The sequence below is a fragment of the Halobacteriovorax sp. RT-1-1 genome (assembly GCF_047085455.1).
Classification (GTDB): Bacteria; Bdellovibrionota; Bacteriovoracia; order Bacteriovoracales; family Bacteriovoracaceae; genus Halobacteriovorax_A.
Window position 1 is genome coordinate 1954296 of sequence record NZ_JBKIXZ010000001.1, and the last position, 14184, is coordinate 1968479.

The window sequence follows — 14184 nt, forward strand, 5'->3', positions numbered from 1 at the left end:
ACCATATGAAATATAATAATGTTGTAATAGAAGACTATGCATACATCGAACCGCCAGAGGTTCTAACAAGTGATAAACTTGAAGAGCTGCTCTCACCTCTTTACACGAGACTGAAGCTTCCACAAGGAAGGCTTGAGCTTATGACGGGAATCAAATCACGTGGTTTTTGGCCTAACTCAACTAGGCCAAGTTCAATTGCAACAGAAGCTGCAAATAAACTCTTAGATAAATTATCTAAGAAAGGAATTAAAAAAGCAGATGTAAATCTTCTTATCAACTCAAGTGTATGTCGTGACTTTCTTGAGCCATCAACAGCATCAGTAATACACTCAAATTTAGAGATGCCTAGCGAGTGCATGCTCTTTGATATTTCAAATGCTTGTCTTGGAATGGTGAGTGCTTGGGAAGTGGTTGCCAATATGATTGAAACAGGTGCGATTAAAAGGGCCATTATTGTTTCAGGTGAAAACAGCGCTCCTCTATTAGAAAATACTATCAAAACTTTAAATGAAGACGAGTCAATTACAAGAAAGTCTGTGAAGAAATTCTTTGCAAATTTAACAATTGGTTCAGCAGGTGTAGCCTACTGCCTTGCTCACAAAAGCGAAGCACCAAGTGCGCCGCAAATTACTTCTATTACAAATCGTAGTGATTCAGCGGCAAATAAATTATGTCAAGGTGATGGGAATCCAGAATCTTTAGTAATGGAGACGGATTCAGAGGAATTACTAAAGTATGGAAAGGCCCTTGCAAAAAAGACATTTACTGACTCAGGACTTAATCAAGACGAGATTGATATTGTGATTGGCCATCAAGTAGGAAAGGCCCACAAAGAAATAGTCTTGGGGGAACTTGGTCTACTTAATCATAAAACTTTTGATACCTTTGATACATTGGGAAATACCGGATCTGCCGCACTACCAATCACTCTTGCAAAGATGAATGACATTGAAGGAATTGAAAAAGGTAAGAAAATTGCCCTTGTAGGCATTGGGTCTGGGCTATCATGCTCAGTACTAGGAGTAAGTTGGTAATGAACTGGAAAACAGAATATCCATATAAGAGTAACTTCATCGAAATTGAGAATAAGAATTATCACTATCTAGACGAAGGAAATAAAGATGCTGAAGTCATTGTTATGCTTCACGGAAACCCAACATGGTCGTTCTATTACAGAAATATTGTAAATGAATTAAAAGATACATACCGCTGTATTGTTCCAGATCATTTTGGTTGTGGACTTTCAGATAAGCCACAAGATTATGACTATACATTAGAAAATCATATTAACAATGTATTGACTCTCCTAGATAAATTGGGAGTGAAAAAATTTAAACTACTTGTTCATGACTGGGGTGGTGCGATTGGAATGGGTGTTGCAACATCACGCCCGCAAGATGTAACTGGTGTAATCTTACTAAATACAGCAGCATTCAGATCTCTTGATATTCCAAAAAGAATTGCCCTTTGTAAGCTGCCTGTAATTGGAGAGCCAATGGTGCGTGCATTTAATGCATTCGCTTGGCCTGCAACTTTTATGACGACGACAAAGCCTTTAGCAAAGCATATTAAAGAAGGATACCTTCATCCTTACAATAACTATGCAAATCGTATTGCGACAGCACGCTTTGTAAAGGATATCCCTTTATCAAGTAAACATCCAACATATGCGAAGCTTTCTCAAATTGAAGATAATTTGAAAAATGTAACATGCCCTAAGATGTTTCTTTGGGGAGCTCAAGACTTCTGTTTTAATATGGATTTCCTAAAGCGTTGGAAGGATTTTTACCCTGACAGCAAGTATGTAGTATACCAAGATGCTGGCCACTACGTGATTGAAGATGAGAAAGAAAATTGCCTTAGGGAAATAAAAGGTTTCTTAAATGAATATCGCGCATAGGATCGAAAATTGGGCCCAAAAGACGCCTGATAAAATCTGTTTAAAATTCCCTAAAAAAACTGGTAGTGGTTATCACTATGATGAGCTGACATTTAAAGAATTTAATCAATTAAGCTCTCACTATGCAGCTGCATTAAACCAGGAAGGAATTCAAAAAGGAGACAAGGTTCTTTTATTTGTAAGGCCATCTTTTGACTTTCCTGCCCTAACATTTGCACTTTTTAAAATTGGAGCAATACCAATTTTAATTGACCCTGGAATGGGACTTAAAAACCTTTTTAAAGCGATTAAAGATGCAAAACCTGACTACCTAATTGCAGTAAATATTGTTCATATCCTAAGAATGTTTAAAAAGGATAGCTTCAAAAGTATAAAAAAATATTTTACGACTGAAGGTAAACTATTTTCACATTTAACAACAATCAAGTCACTAAAAGAAAAAGATCAGCTAAGATATGATACTGAGAAAGTTGAAAATTCTGATCTTGCAGCAATTCTTTTTACATCAGGCGGAACAGGAAGACCTAAGGGTGTAGAATACACTCATGAGATCTTTAATCGTCAAACTGATGTCTTACAAGAACTCTTTGGCTTAACACCTGAAGATGTTGATGTACCAGGCTTTCCCCTCTTTTCATTTTTTACAATGTCGATGGGGATGACGAGTGTCATTCCAGATATGAACCCAAGCAAGCCTGCAAAATGTAATCCTGAGGCACTTGTTAAGAATATTAATGATAATGGTGCCACTTTCATTGCTGGCTCACCAGCAATTTGGGAGCGCGTTGGGGACTACCTAGAGAAAACCAACCAAACACTAAAGACGGTGAAATATGTCGTCATGTTTGGAGCGCCAGTTAGAAATGAAGTCCATGAAAAACTGATCGCTCGCCTTGAACGAGAGGATGCTGACACTTATACACCTTATGGAGCAACTGAGTGTTTGCCTGTGAGCTGCTTTAATGGAAGAGAAGTCTTAACGAACACACAATTTGAGACGGCACAAGGTGGTGGAACTTGTATAGGCCTACCTTGTCCTGGTGTCGAAATTAGAATCATTAAAGATGTTGATGGTGTTATCAAAGACATTCAAGATACTAAGCAATTAGCAAAAGGTGTTGTTGGGGAAATTATTGTTCGTACAAAAACTGCGACAGCGGCCTATCATGAGCTTCCAAACAAAACGAGAGAAGCTAAAATTTATGATGGTGATACATTCTGGCACCGAATGGGAGACCTTGGAAAGATAGATGCACAAGGGCGTGTATGGTTTTATGGAAGAAAGGCCCATCAGGTAAAGGCCCACGCTACGACATACTACCCTATTTCAACGGAAGCGATTTTCAATAAGCACCCTCAAGTAAATAAATCGGCACTGATTTGGATTTTAAGAAATAACCGTGTTCGTCCTGCCCTGAGTATTGAACCGAAAGGACGAGTTCTTAATAAATCACGCCTTAAGCAAGAGCTTAAGATTATGGCAAATAAATATAGTCATACTAAAGATATAGATGAGATCTACATCTGTTCTAAATTTCCAGTAGATATTAGACATAATATAAAAATTGATCGCAAAGCACTGGCCCAAATGGCACAACAGGGAAAACTTAGGTAATTAAATGAAAATACTCGTCACAGGTGTAACAGGCTTTTTAGGCTATCATATTGCAAAGGATCTTTTGGCCGCAGGTCATGATGTATTTAACTTCTCTAGACGTGAAACTGATGAAGTTAAAGAGCTGGGTATAAAAACACACCAAGGAGATCTTACCAATTATCAAGATATCAGAAACGCATTGTCTGAAATAGATGCTGTTTTCCACGTTGCCGGAAAAGTTGGGATGTGGGGAAGAAAAGAAGATTTTGAAAGAATTAATATTGAAGGAACAAAAAATCTTTTAAAAGCAATGAAAGAAGCAGGCGTTAAATATCTTGTCTACACGAGTACCCCAAGTGTTGTCTTTGGAAAAGATGAAATAAAAAATGGTGATGAAGCATTAGAATATCCAGAAAATTATTTGAATGAATATGCCAGGACAAAATCTATTGCGGAAAAGCTTGTCCTTGCAGCAAACACTCAAGATCTTCTAACAACAGCAATTCGCCCTCATTTAATCTACGGAGAAAGAGACAAGAATATCATCCCTACTCTAGTTGAAAGGGCCAAGAGTGGACGATTAAAAATAATTGGTCATGGAGATAATCTCGTCGATATTAACTATGTCGAGAATGCCTCTTATGCGCATGTAATGGCCCTAAATGAGCTAGTTGGAGAGGCCAAGAATAAAGGTAAAGCATATTTTATTGGTCAAGAGCGACCAGTAAATCTATGGCACTTTATTAATGAACTACTTATGGCAAAAGGAGTTGCTCCTTTAACAAAGAAAGTACCATTAAGGATAGTCTACATTATTGGTGCAATTTGTGAGTTCATCTATAAGTTAATCGGTAAATACGATGGCCAACCGGCAATGACAAGATTTGTGGCCCTTCAAATGGGAACATCTCATTATTTTAAACACAATAACGCATTAAATGATTTTGGCTATTCTCCAAGAATTTCAATCGACGAATCAATTGAGAAGATAAAAAACTAAAGCACTTAGGATTAAGCGATAGATCAGAAAGTAGCTGAATTGAATTCGCTTAATCAATTTCATAAAGAAATGTATTGTCGCAAGGCCTACAAGAAAAGAAACAAGAACGCCAATAGCACAATTTAAAACCTCAAATTGAGCGTCTTGTGGTTTGCCAATCAAGTTGTAAGACTTTAATAAGAATGCGGCAAAGATTAAGGGAAGAGATAAAAGGAATGAAAAAGAAGAAGCATCCTCTTTTGAAAGCCCTAGAAATCGAGCTGCCGTTATAGTTATTCCAGAACGAGAAACACCAGGAAAGATTGATAGAACTTGCGAAAGGCCTATTACAATTGAAGAAGATGCCCTAAAGCCTTCCATATTTTTATTCGTCTTACCGATTCGATCTGAAATAAAAAGTAAAATACCAAAGAACGCCAAATTAAATGCAATAAAGACTTCGTTTCGGCCATAAGTTTCGGCCGTAGATTTTAAGATTAGGCCAAAAAAGCCCGTGAAGAAAGTTGCTATAATAAAGTTCTTAGTAAAGTTATCGCAGCTTTTTCCGGGAATAAAAAATAAGAAAGAGTTCTTAGCAATTCTTCTCACATCGTGATGAAAATAGATACCAACCGCAAGAGCAGTCCCTACGTGCATGGCCAAATCAAAGAAAATACCTGGGTCTTTAAACTCATAGATAAAAGGTAGTAGAGCGAGATGTCCAGAGCTAGAAACTGGTAAAAATTCTGTTAGCCCCTGAATAATTCCATAGACGACTGCCATCCATAATGTCATCTCTCAACTTCCTTTGTTACTTCTTAACGCTTGCGTTTGCGCTTACTTTTATTCTTTTTAGTATTTTTTGACGTATCTTTTTTCTTGTCTTCAGAATTACTCTTTAATTCTGAAAGCATTTTTGCATCCTTTAATTTTAGAGCAAGTAAGATATCATTAAAACCTTTTATTGTTGCCTTTGAATAAGAATTTACATTTTTTTCCATTGCTAGTTGAAAAACTAATGCAAATCGCTGTAAGGCCGAACGTACACTAGAAATATAATTATCATTTCCAGACTCTATCGCTCTAATTGCATCTTTCTTGTAATATTCAACTAGGTAGTTCTCTAGTCCACGGGAGTAGTTTTTCGAGATCTCGACTTGTGAATTATTAGAGATAAGATCAAAACCTGCCAATGGATTAAAAATCTGATCTTTTACCCAAATTGCTAAGCGTTCACTTACTTGCTCTCCCCATCTTGCTTTAAAAAAAAGAGCATTTGCAAAAGCAGTTTGCGCTTTATCATTATCAAGGTTTCTGTCCCAAATGCTTTTATAAACGACAGGCCTTAGAAGTGAAAGGCTGAAAAAAGTCTCACGGTAAATTATATTTTCACCTGAATAATCTTTTTTTCTAATCAGGATATTTTCACCACTTTTAATAAAGTCGATATAATTATCATTAGTTATTTCAAGTAACTTCTCTAATTCTAATTTAAGTTGAAGATAAGGAAGGAATTGAAAATGACCCCTTAATAGTAAACTCGGAATACTTTTATAGTTAACGAGAAATGCATTTGAAATCAATTCAAATAACTCCAAACTAGCTCTACTACTTAAATAGTAAAGTTCATCATCTCCCCTTTTTGATAACTCTAATACTTTACTCAACTCGGGATAATACAGATCAAATAGAAACAGATTATCACGAGCAATCTTAACCAACGAATAAAGATCAAAGCGAGAAGAAATTTTAAAGATTCCCTTATTATTAAGCTTCGTATCCCAAATAGAAATTAGTGGACGATAAATCGTTTTCGAATCAACTTTTCTAATTTCAAAACTAGGCCTAATTGTAAATCTCGAATTATCTAAATTTGTAAAACTTGAAAATCCCAAAGATGTTGAGCCAATTTCAGCAAAAGATTCAAAATCAGTTATTTCACCCTCAACAAAAGTTTTTAGGCCGAAATCAACAAACTGCGAGCTAAACAATTGTTGCTTATACATTAAGGCACTAAATGGAGTTACTCCAATTGCAACAACACAGATGATTGTGGCCATGAGATAAGAGACTACTTTTGACTTATATGTAATTCGGGATGCTGTAAGCCTCACACTAAATGGAGACTCAATCCCCTTTGCAAAAACATCAAGTAATAAGCGTACTGGTAAGAGAATCAAGCGCATGATTGCACCCAATCTCTTTTGCATGGCCGTATTAGCAATGATCCTTACACCACAAAAGTATTGTCCAATTGTTATGCTGAAAAATAATGAGCAATAGAAAACGTAGAGAAAATACGTCATCAGATAAACATAGAGATGCTGTAGTGAAGCGCTTAGATTTTTTATCGAAAAAATAGCATTTGTAATGGATAAGATAAATTCACTACCAAGTAGAGCATAACTTATAAATAAGCACAGGCATAAATCGATGATGGTAGCAGTAATTCTTAGGTAGCGATTTGAATAAAACGTCATAGATAAATCAACCAACGGCCACTATTTTTGGCACTGAAATTTTAAATATTCTCAATTATAGAAGTATTTTAACACTATGAAATCTCATGTTCCATCACATAAAATCAGCGACTTATTTGCACCCCTGGCCATTTTATTAACCAATTTATTAGGTCAGGCATCGATTCATTAATAAAATAAAGAAAATTACTAAAATGTCGATAAGTATAAAGCATTGAATTGACAGGGGAAGTAAAGTGAAAAGATTAACGAAGGCCAAAGAGCAAAATAACTTAGGAAAGAAAGGAACGAGTTCTTCTTTCAAAAAAGTTAAAGTTAGCGTAATGGCACTGACTCTTATTCATTCATCTATTCCAATGAGCGCATTCGCTTTTAAGAAAAATGGTGAGTCTTGGTCAGAGTTCACGTCTGGTTCAGGTATGAAGACGGTTATTGGTGGTCTAAACATGATTGGGGATATCTCTCAACAAATGTACAACCAAGGACGTCTTTCAAATACAGAGATCCAAGCACTTCAAGCTTTCAACAAGTCAAAGGCCGATGCTCAACAAAAGCTTCAGTCTAGAAGAATGCACCCTGCATTTAATTGTCCTCTTGCACCTGAGCCAATCCTTGCACCAAACGGAGCTTGTAATATTGGTGGGAATCTAAAAATTCCAGAGCAGGCACTAGAGTTTGGACAAAATATTTTAAACGAATATACAAGTTTTCTAAAACCAAGAAACACACCTCCTTACATTGGATCTCAATGTATCGAAGATGGTATGAAGAGTATTCAAGATAACTTTGCTTCAATGACATCTCAGTATGATCGCATGATTGAACAATTCGAAGCAGAGCTTAAGCAAGTAGCAGAAATTCAAAAGAAGAATAGAATCAAAATTAAAGAAATCCATGCCCTACTAAATGGTGGTGGAAATAACGTAAGTCAGGACTTTATTAATACTGACTTTAACAAATTAATGCCTGCTTCATGTGTAGAAGCATATGATGTAAATAAAATCATCAAGAAGCAAGGTGGCCTAGTAGGATTAAAAGATAGAATGAGCAGTGATGACCGTAAAGCAAAGCGCTTTAGAGGAAGCTCTCTTATCACAATGAGAAATCAAATTGAGTCTGATAAGAAGAAAGTTGCTCAAAGACTTGCTACAGGTGGATATGATGAAGCATTAAGAGAAGACCTTTTCAAAGGTACTCAATTTGCTAACCTATTCTCATCTGCAAGAACTTTTGCTGCTCAAAATACAACAGCAAAACTTAAGAAAGTTCAAACAATGCTTTCTAGTCTTGGTGTAAGCGATGCAGACCTTCCAAAATTTGATGATCCAAGTTTTTTAATTAAAGTTGATCGCTTAGCTTCAAAATCAGAAGACTCATACAAAGAAAAATTCATTATCGAATGTATGACAGGTAAAAATGCCGCAGCCTACTCGACTCCAATTAACCAAGCAGTTAACTCATTTGATAACGTTAGACTTGGGAACCAAGGTGATACACTATCATCTTTTAAAAGAGCTGCTTCAAATGCCTTCTCTGATCCGACTTCATTATCTTCTTTAGATAGCGTAGCAAATTCATTTAATAATAATGATATTAGAATCACTGTTTCTAATAGCAGTGGAAAAAGTGTGACAAAAACAGCTAGAGAATACTATAGCGATATTAAAAATGAATGTGTGGCCATCTACAATGGTGACCTTAAGCCAGCTGGTGATGTAGCAAACCTTGAAACATACCGTGCTGAAGCGAAAGCACTTAAGGCAGAAGCTAAAGAACTTCAGTCTCTTACAAAGAGAACACTTGCCTCTGAAGGAAGTGGAAGTATCATGGCCGAAATCGATGAGCTTATTTACAACTGTAATGGAAATGCAGTTGAGCTTAGCAAGTGTGGCCCAGATGTTTACGAAACTTCTAGTAAATCATTTTGTGTAACACAGGCCGCAGCTTGTTCAGACAATGTTAATACATGTGCTACTTTTACAGAAACACTAGTAAACGCAAAAACAGCAGAACTTAAGCAAAAAGCAGACGTCTACAACGCACAAATGCAGCAATACGAAAATAAAGCAAAAGCACTTATGGCGCAAATGCAAGCACATATGCAAAAAGTTTCGGATCATGCATACAAAAATATGTTCCCTAACCTAACACCAGAAATGGCAAGAGCATATGGTATTCCAGCTTCTTCAGGTTTAACTTTTGGAAAACTTCAAGACCTTGATCAAGCAATGGATGAAGCTGAAACGAAAGGTATTCTATTAGAAAAAGATCCTGAAGTCTTTATGCGTGACCTTCTTGCAGGAATGAATGGTAACAGTGCAAGCATGAGAGCAGACCTTAACAAATGGTTTGAGAATCAAAATACTCACCTAGCTTCTCAAGTTGAAAAAATTAACCAGAGCCTTCAAGAAGAAAGAGGAAAATGGCAAGAGTTCGTATCGAACTGTGCCACTGCAATTAACGACAGAAATCAAGCAGCTCAAAAAGCAGCGAAAGAAGGTGCAGAGAAAGCTGCCGAGGCATCACAACAACAGGTTGAGTTCTGTTACAAGTTAAAAGGTCTACAGGACTCTAGTCCAGGACCAGGTTGTACTGGAGACAATAATGCAAGTGATCTTTATTCAGATGCAACTGAGATCGCTTCAATCCTACAGGCCCAAGCAGGTGGACAGTCACCTCTTCAAATGGCAATGAATGGTGGATCATCAAGTACACTAATTTTTGAACAAATCTCTGAGTATAAGAAGTTATGTGCAAGTGCATCAGCGGAAGGAAGTATTCCATCAGATGGAGATTCTAAAGAGTCAACAAATAGTGGTAAATCTCTAGCTCAGCTACAAAGCGCTTGTTCTAATAGTGGACAAAATGATGAGCAACTTATTACATCTCTAACAGACAAGTTAACAGACAACCTATCTGAAGATGAGAGTAAGTATAAAGAAGAGATTCAAAACTTTATCAAAGAAGATACTCAAATGAGTGAAGATGCTCTTAAGGAGATTTCTGATAAGAACCTAATTATCGCTCAACAGATTCAGTCTCTTAAGAATAGAGCATCAGAAATTAGTGGTGATTATGATGGAAAAGGTCTTTGTAAAATGCTCTCTTCTGGGCGTGACCAATACGTTGGTAAACTATGTGACAGCAAGGCCGATACAGCAAAAGAAGAATGTATTACGAGAGAAAGAAAAGACTTTGAAAAAGATAAGTTAGTCGCTTTAGGAGTTGCTTACGAGGCCAAGATTATTACTCAAATTAGCTCTCCAGGACTACAAAGTGAATGGAACCGTATTGGTGAGAAATATAGTGGAACTGCTTGTGCGGCCATCAATGGTTCTCAATACGGTCAAAAAGGATTTATTCCAGGACTTATTGAAAAGATCGATCGTGACCTAGCGTCAGATGGAATGATTCAATAAGACGAAAAGAATAAAAGATTATATTGATTCAAGGGCATGGGAGGCCTAATTGAAATTTGCGGTACGTATAGTTAAAAAAAGAAAAGAAATACTTCATACACTAGGGACTTTAGGGTGTATCAGTATCCTTGCAACTTCATGTGTAGTCGATCAAGCATCTTCATCAAGAGAAGGATCTGGTGGATCAGCATTAAATAATACACAAGACACTGTATCAGCAAATTATGGCCGTATCTTAACGGCCAACCCACTAGTTCTAAGCGATTATGCTGCTGATGAGAATACTGATTTATCAACGCTAATAACTCGCTCACCTGTTTACATTACAAGCAATGAATACTTAACAAAGTCGTGCTCACTTATTGGAGATTGCCTCGAAGTAACTGAAGATGCTGGTGTATCAGCTTTTCAAAATGAATCGAGGAAATGGGCATTTCCTGTTACGACTACAGAGTTCTTACAAATCAATGCTTTCTATCATACAGCAAAAGTAATCGATACTTATCTAGGTGATGTGACAACTTATGTCTACGACCGCTTAAATGAAGTTTCATATGATACTTCAGTACCGACAAACACAGACCTACACAAGGCCTACTGGAATGCTTCTAATAAGGCAAAACTGGTTGTCCACGCAGATGCTAGCCTTAGAAAAAATGCGAGTTTTGATCCTAGTAACTTCCTAATCAAATTAGGTTATATTCCTGGTTATCAAAATATTAAGATGGCCCAAGACCCTTCTGTCATTTATCACGAATTTGGACATGCTATTGTTGATCGTTTAATGAACCACAGAAACAGAGCATTTAACGCTGCCTTTTGTTTAAATACATCAAATCCAATTTGTCTTGAAGAATCTGCATTAGGCTACTTTGGTCACGATGAAGCCTACTCGATAAATGAAGGTATTGCAGATTACTTCTCATACTTCACAAATAATAGAGAACACATGGGTGAATGGGGACTAGGTAAATTTGCAAATGCTTCACGCCCGATCTCAGAAGACGATTCAATGCACATTGCAGGTATTTCAACAGATGAAGACTCAAGACTAAGCTATCCTGAATACTTAGGTTACGACGTTTACAACACAGAGAGCCGTGTTGACGATATTCACGTCGATGGCCAAATCATCAGTCACCTTCTTGTTGCTTTAACAAAGGAACTTAGTACACGTTGTACAGGTAATATTGACGGTGCAAAGAAACTTGTTTTCTACGCACTTGTTGAATCATTAGGAGAATTAGGAGATCTATCAGCACAGGCAAAAGATGGTCTTAGTGGCCAAATCAACCTTGATCAACAATATGCAAAAGAATGGCTTAAATCAGTGAATCCAATTAACTTCAGACGTTTTTCGCAATCACTTGCTAGAAATGTTTATAATATTACAAATAGCCAATACAACCTATGCACATACCAAAATTTTTCTAAAGACAATTTAGAACAACTATTTGATTCATACGGGCTGCTACTTTTTAGAACTTACAATAATAACTTAAACTCAGTTTCAACGACAAATATTACTGTTAATCCTCTTAATCGTAAAAAGTCAGAGCTTATTAACAAGAATCTACTTATTAAAGACACACGCTCTTCTTACTCATCATTAAGTGTATTTGATATTCGCTCTTCAGTGTATCAAACAATTCAAAATCAAATGGATGTTGGAGAAGTTACAACAGTAGATGCACGATATAATAATGGAAACGGTAAAGTTTCACCTGGAGAGATCGTAGGTCTATTTGTTAGCGTCTATAACAATTCTAGTTCAATCATGGCAGGAACACGAATCCTTGCTTCAGATTGGGCCCATATGCAAGATGGAGTTCCATGCTCAAATCTAAGTGATGGCTACCCTTCTGTTTCACAAGGTGGAAAAGCTTGTGACCCTATAAATGAAACTAATTACAACGACACAGGAAGAATCATGCCTGTTTGTATGCTTACTTATAATGATGGAACAAGTACAAAACTTTTAAACCAACATGAATTCTTAAAGAAAATGAAGTCAGATATTGGACTTCTTGAAAAAGACTGTTTAGGTCAAGGTGAAGACCGCACTCAGAATGACTTAAATAATTGTTTCGTAAAAGCAATTCCAAGCACAAATGTTCAAAACATTCCATTCATGGCACCAAAGTCAAACTGGCAAGAAACAATGCAGGCCGAGCAAGGAGCACCACTCTTTACTGACTCAAATATTATGTTCTTTGAAATCAATAAAAATATACCACTAGGAACAGAAGTATCTTGTCGTCTACGTATGACATTTGCAAATTGTGAAGACTGTTACCATGATCTTAGTAGTTCGAACTATGACGATTTTAAAGACTATGAATTTGCGGGTGAAGAACCTTTTAGTATTTTAAATATTAACTTTACGATTGAGCAATAGACGCAATCAAAAGAAGGCCTCGATGAGAAAGTTTTTAATATTTTGCAGTATTTCGTTAGCAGCATTATTTATTATTTCTTCATATCAAAATGATGCAAAAACGATCTCTAAAGAATACTCACCTACAGACAGTATGAAGAAGACACGATTTAAAGCGCGCAAGCATCACCACGGCCATAGCGATCACTCACGAAAAATTGCATCAATCCCTTCTACAGCAACGCCAAATACAGAAGTGAGCGAATCAGACTCACTCGTAGAAGTTGCTAAAGAGCTCACAAAAGAAGACATCGCTGTAATTAAGAAAGTTAAAAAGAACCTGCCTATCCTTGCAGATAGTGAATTCGAAATCGTAAAGAGGTTAAAAATAACAGATAAGAGTATTTATATTGTAAATCGTGATGTAAATGGGATGCCGCAATCATTTACAGCAATTATCGATAATAAGACGGGAAGAATCGAAAAGAGTTGGGGGAAGACTCGCTACGAGTCTCCCCTAAGCACAAGACATTATCCTGCTACTACTTACTAATTTGCTTAATCCACTCAGTAGTGTGTCCGTTATTTCCAAGACGACGGGCCGTCTTCTCATAACCGTGACTTTCATTTAGTGAATACTGTCTGAAATTATCAATTGAACAGAAGTGAACAATTTCCTTCACATCAAACTCTCTCGCTGCTTGCTCAAAAAAGTCCATGATTCTGTGAGAAAAACCACTTCCACTATGTTGCATCTTAATCGATGTATTCTTACAAAGAAGTTTGTCACCCTCTTTCTTAACGAAAGCAGCTGCAATAATCTCCTCAGATAACTTTACTGAATAAAGCTGCCAACCATCAGACAACTCTTTCTTAATATCATCTAATGTCCACTTGAAATCTGGACTATCAGAAAATGCCTCAACGTTATAGTCGTAAACGTCTTTTACTTTCTTTTGAGATGTAACTGACTCAAAACTTAGTTCACCTAATTGAATGGCCTTTACCATGATTCCTTCCTAGTAAATAATATTGTAAAAAACTGAGATCTTTCTACAATTATAGCGTAGAGATATAAGCAGCAAGATCTTTAAAGTCTGAGTCGTTCAGACCTTTAATAAATGGTAACATATCTGGGTTCTTTCTTTCACCAGTTTTAAACTGAACAAGTGATGAATAGATATACCAGTCGTATTGTCCAGCAATACGAGGAGCGTTCATCGACTTCTTTCCTTCCCCATTATCCCCGTGGCATGAAATACAACGTGAATATAGAGTCTTACCTTTGGCCGCGCTTTGAGCGTGAGCAGTATTCATTGAAAAAATACCTAGTGTGATAAGTGCAAGGGCCGTTAACTTCATTCTACTTCCTCTTTTATAATATCTAATTTGTTAATTTTCTTTACCGTATAGCTATCTAATATTAACTGCT

11 protein-coding genes are annotated in these 14184 nt (G+C 36.6%); 7 read left to right on the top strand and 4 right to left on the bottom strand.

The features are described from left to right. Positions 1-5: 5 nt before the first annotated feature. Genes ACMAWV_RS09470 through ACMAWV_RS09485 form a run of 4 tightly spaced genes read left to right on the top strand, consistent with a single transcriptional unit; the run spans position 6 to position 4497 of the window. Positions 6-1034 carry a 3-oxoacyl-ACP synthase III gene (locus ACMAWV_RS09470; RefSeq protein ID WP_392992109.1) on the top strand — a complete coding sequence of 343 codons (1029 nt, stop codon included), beginning with the start codon at positions 6-8 and terminating at the stop codon, positions 1032-1034. Then, the gene (locus ACMAWV_RS09475; RefSeq protein ID WP_412469483.1) at positions 1034-1900 is read left to right on the top strand and encodes an alpha/beta fold hydrolase; all 867 of its coding nucleotides are present in this window, start codon (positions 1034-1036) and stop codon (positions 1898-1900) included. Before ACMAWV_RS09470 ends, ACMAWV_RS09475 begins: the two co-directional genes overlap by 1 nt. Continuing rightward, the gene (locus ACMAWV_RS09480; RefSeq protein WP_412469482.1) at positions 1884-3515 is read left to right on the top strand and encodes a fatty acid CoA ligase family protein; all 1632 of its coding nucleotides are present in this window, start codon (positions 1884-1886) and stop codon (positions 3513-3515) included. The genes ACMAWV_RS09475 and ACMAWV_RS09480 overlap by 17 nt, the downstream gene beginning before the upstream one ends. 4 nt (positions 3516-3519) lie before the next feature. Then, the gene (locus tag ACMAWV_RS09485) at positions 3520-4497 is read left to right on the top strand and encodes an NAD-dependent epimerase/dehydratase family protein (RefSeq protein WP_412462544.1); all 978 of its coding nucleotides are present in this window, start codon (positions 3520-3522) and stop codon (positions 4495-4497) included. Here the strand turns inward: ACMAWV_RS09485 and ACMAWV_RS09490 are convergent. Continuing rightward, a complete protein-coding gene (locus tag ACMAWV_RS09490; RefSeq protein WP_412469481.1) occupies positions 4474-5271 on the bottom strand; it encodes an undecaprenyl-diphosphate phosphatase in 798 nt (265 codons plus the stop codon). The genes ACMAWV_RS09485 and ACMAWV_RS09490 overlap by 24 nt on opposite strands. 23 nt (positions 5272-5294) lie before the next feature. Next, a complete protein-coding gene (locus ACMAWV_RS09495) occupies positions 5295-6956 on the bottom strand; it encodes an RDD family protein (RefSeq protein WP_146037785.1) in 1662 nt (553 codons plus the stop codon). A gap of 236 nt (positions 6957-7192) precedes the next feature. On the opposite strand from ACMAWV_RS09495, the gene ACMAWV_RS09500 reads away from it, so the two are divergent. Genes ACMAWV_RS09500 through ACMAWV_RS09510 form a run of 3 tightly spaced genes read left to right on the top strand, consistent with a single transcriptional unit; the run spans position 7193 to position 13305 of the window. After that, on the top strand, positions 7193-10375 hold the full coding sequence (locus ACMAWV_RS09500) for a hypothetical protein (RefSeq protein WP_412469480.1): 3183 nt from the start codon (positions 7193-7195) through the stop codon (positions 10373-10375). Between the two features lie 49 nt (positions 10376-10424). Further along, positions 10425-12773, top strand: a complete 2349-nt coding sequence (locus ACMAWV_RS09505) for a hypothetical protein (protein WP_412462541.1) — start codon at positions 10425-10427, stop codon at positions 12771-12773. A 22-nt stretch (positions 12774-12795) separates the two neighbouring features. Continuing rightward, on the top strand, positions 12796-13305 hold the full coding sequence (locus ACMAWV_RS09510) for a hypothetical protein (protein ID WP_412469479.1): 510 nt from the start codon (positions 12796-12798) through the stop codon (positions 13303-13305). Here ACMAWV_RS09510 and ACMAWV_RS09515 read toward each other — a convergent pair. Continuing rightward, positions 13295-13762 carry a hypothetical protein gene (locus ACMAWV_RS09515; protein WP_103217098.1) on the bottom strand — a complete coding sequence of 156 codons (468 nt, stop codon included), beginning with the start codon at positions 13760-13762 and terminating at the stop codon, positions 13295-13297. The two genes, ACMAWV_RS09510 and ACMAWV_RS09515, sit on opposite strands and share 11 nt — an antisense overlap. A gap of 49 nt (positions 13763-13811) precedes the next feature. Further along, a complete protein-coding gene (locus ACMAWV_RS09520) occupies positions 13812-14114 on the bottom strand; it encodes a c-type cytochrome (RefSeq protein ID WP_021267353.1) in 303 nt (100 codons plus the stop codon). Between the last annotated feature and the right edge of the window lie 70 nt (positions 14115-14184).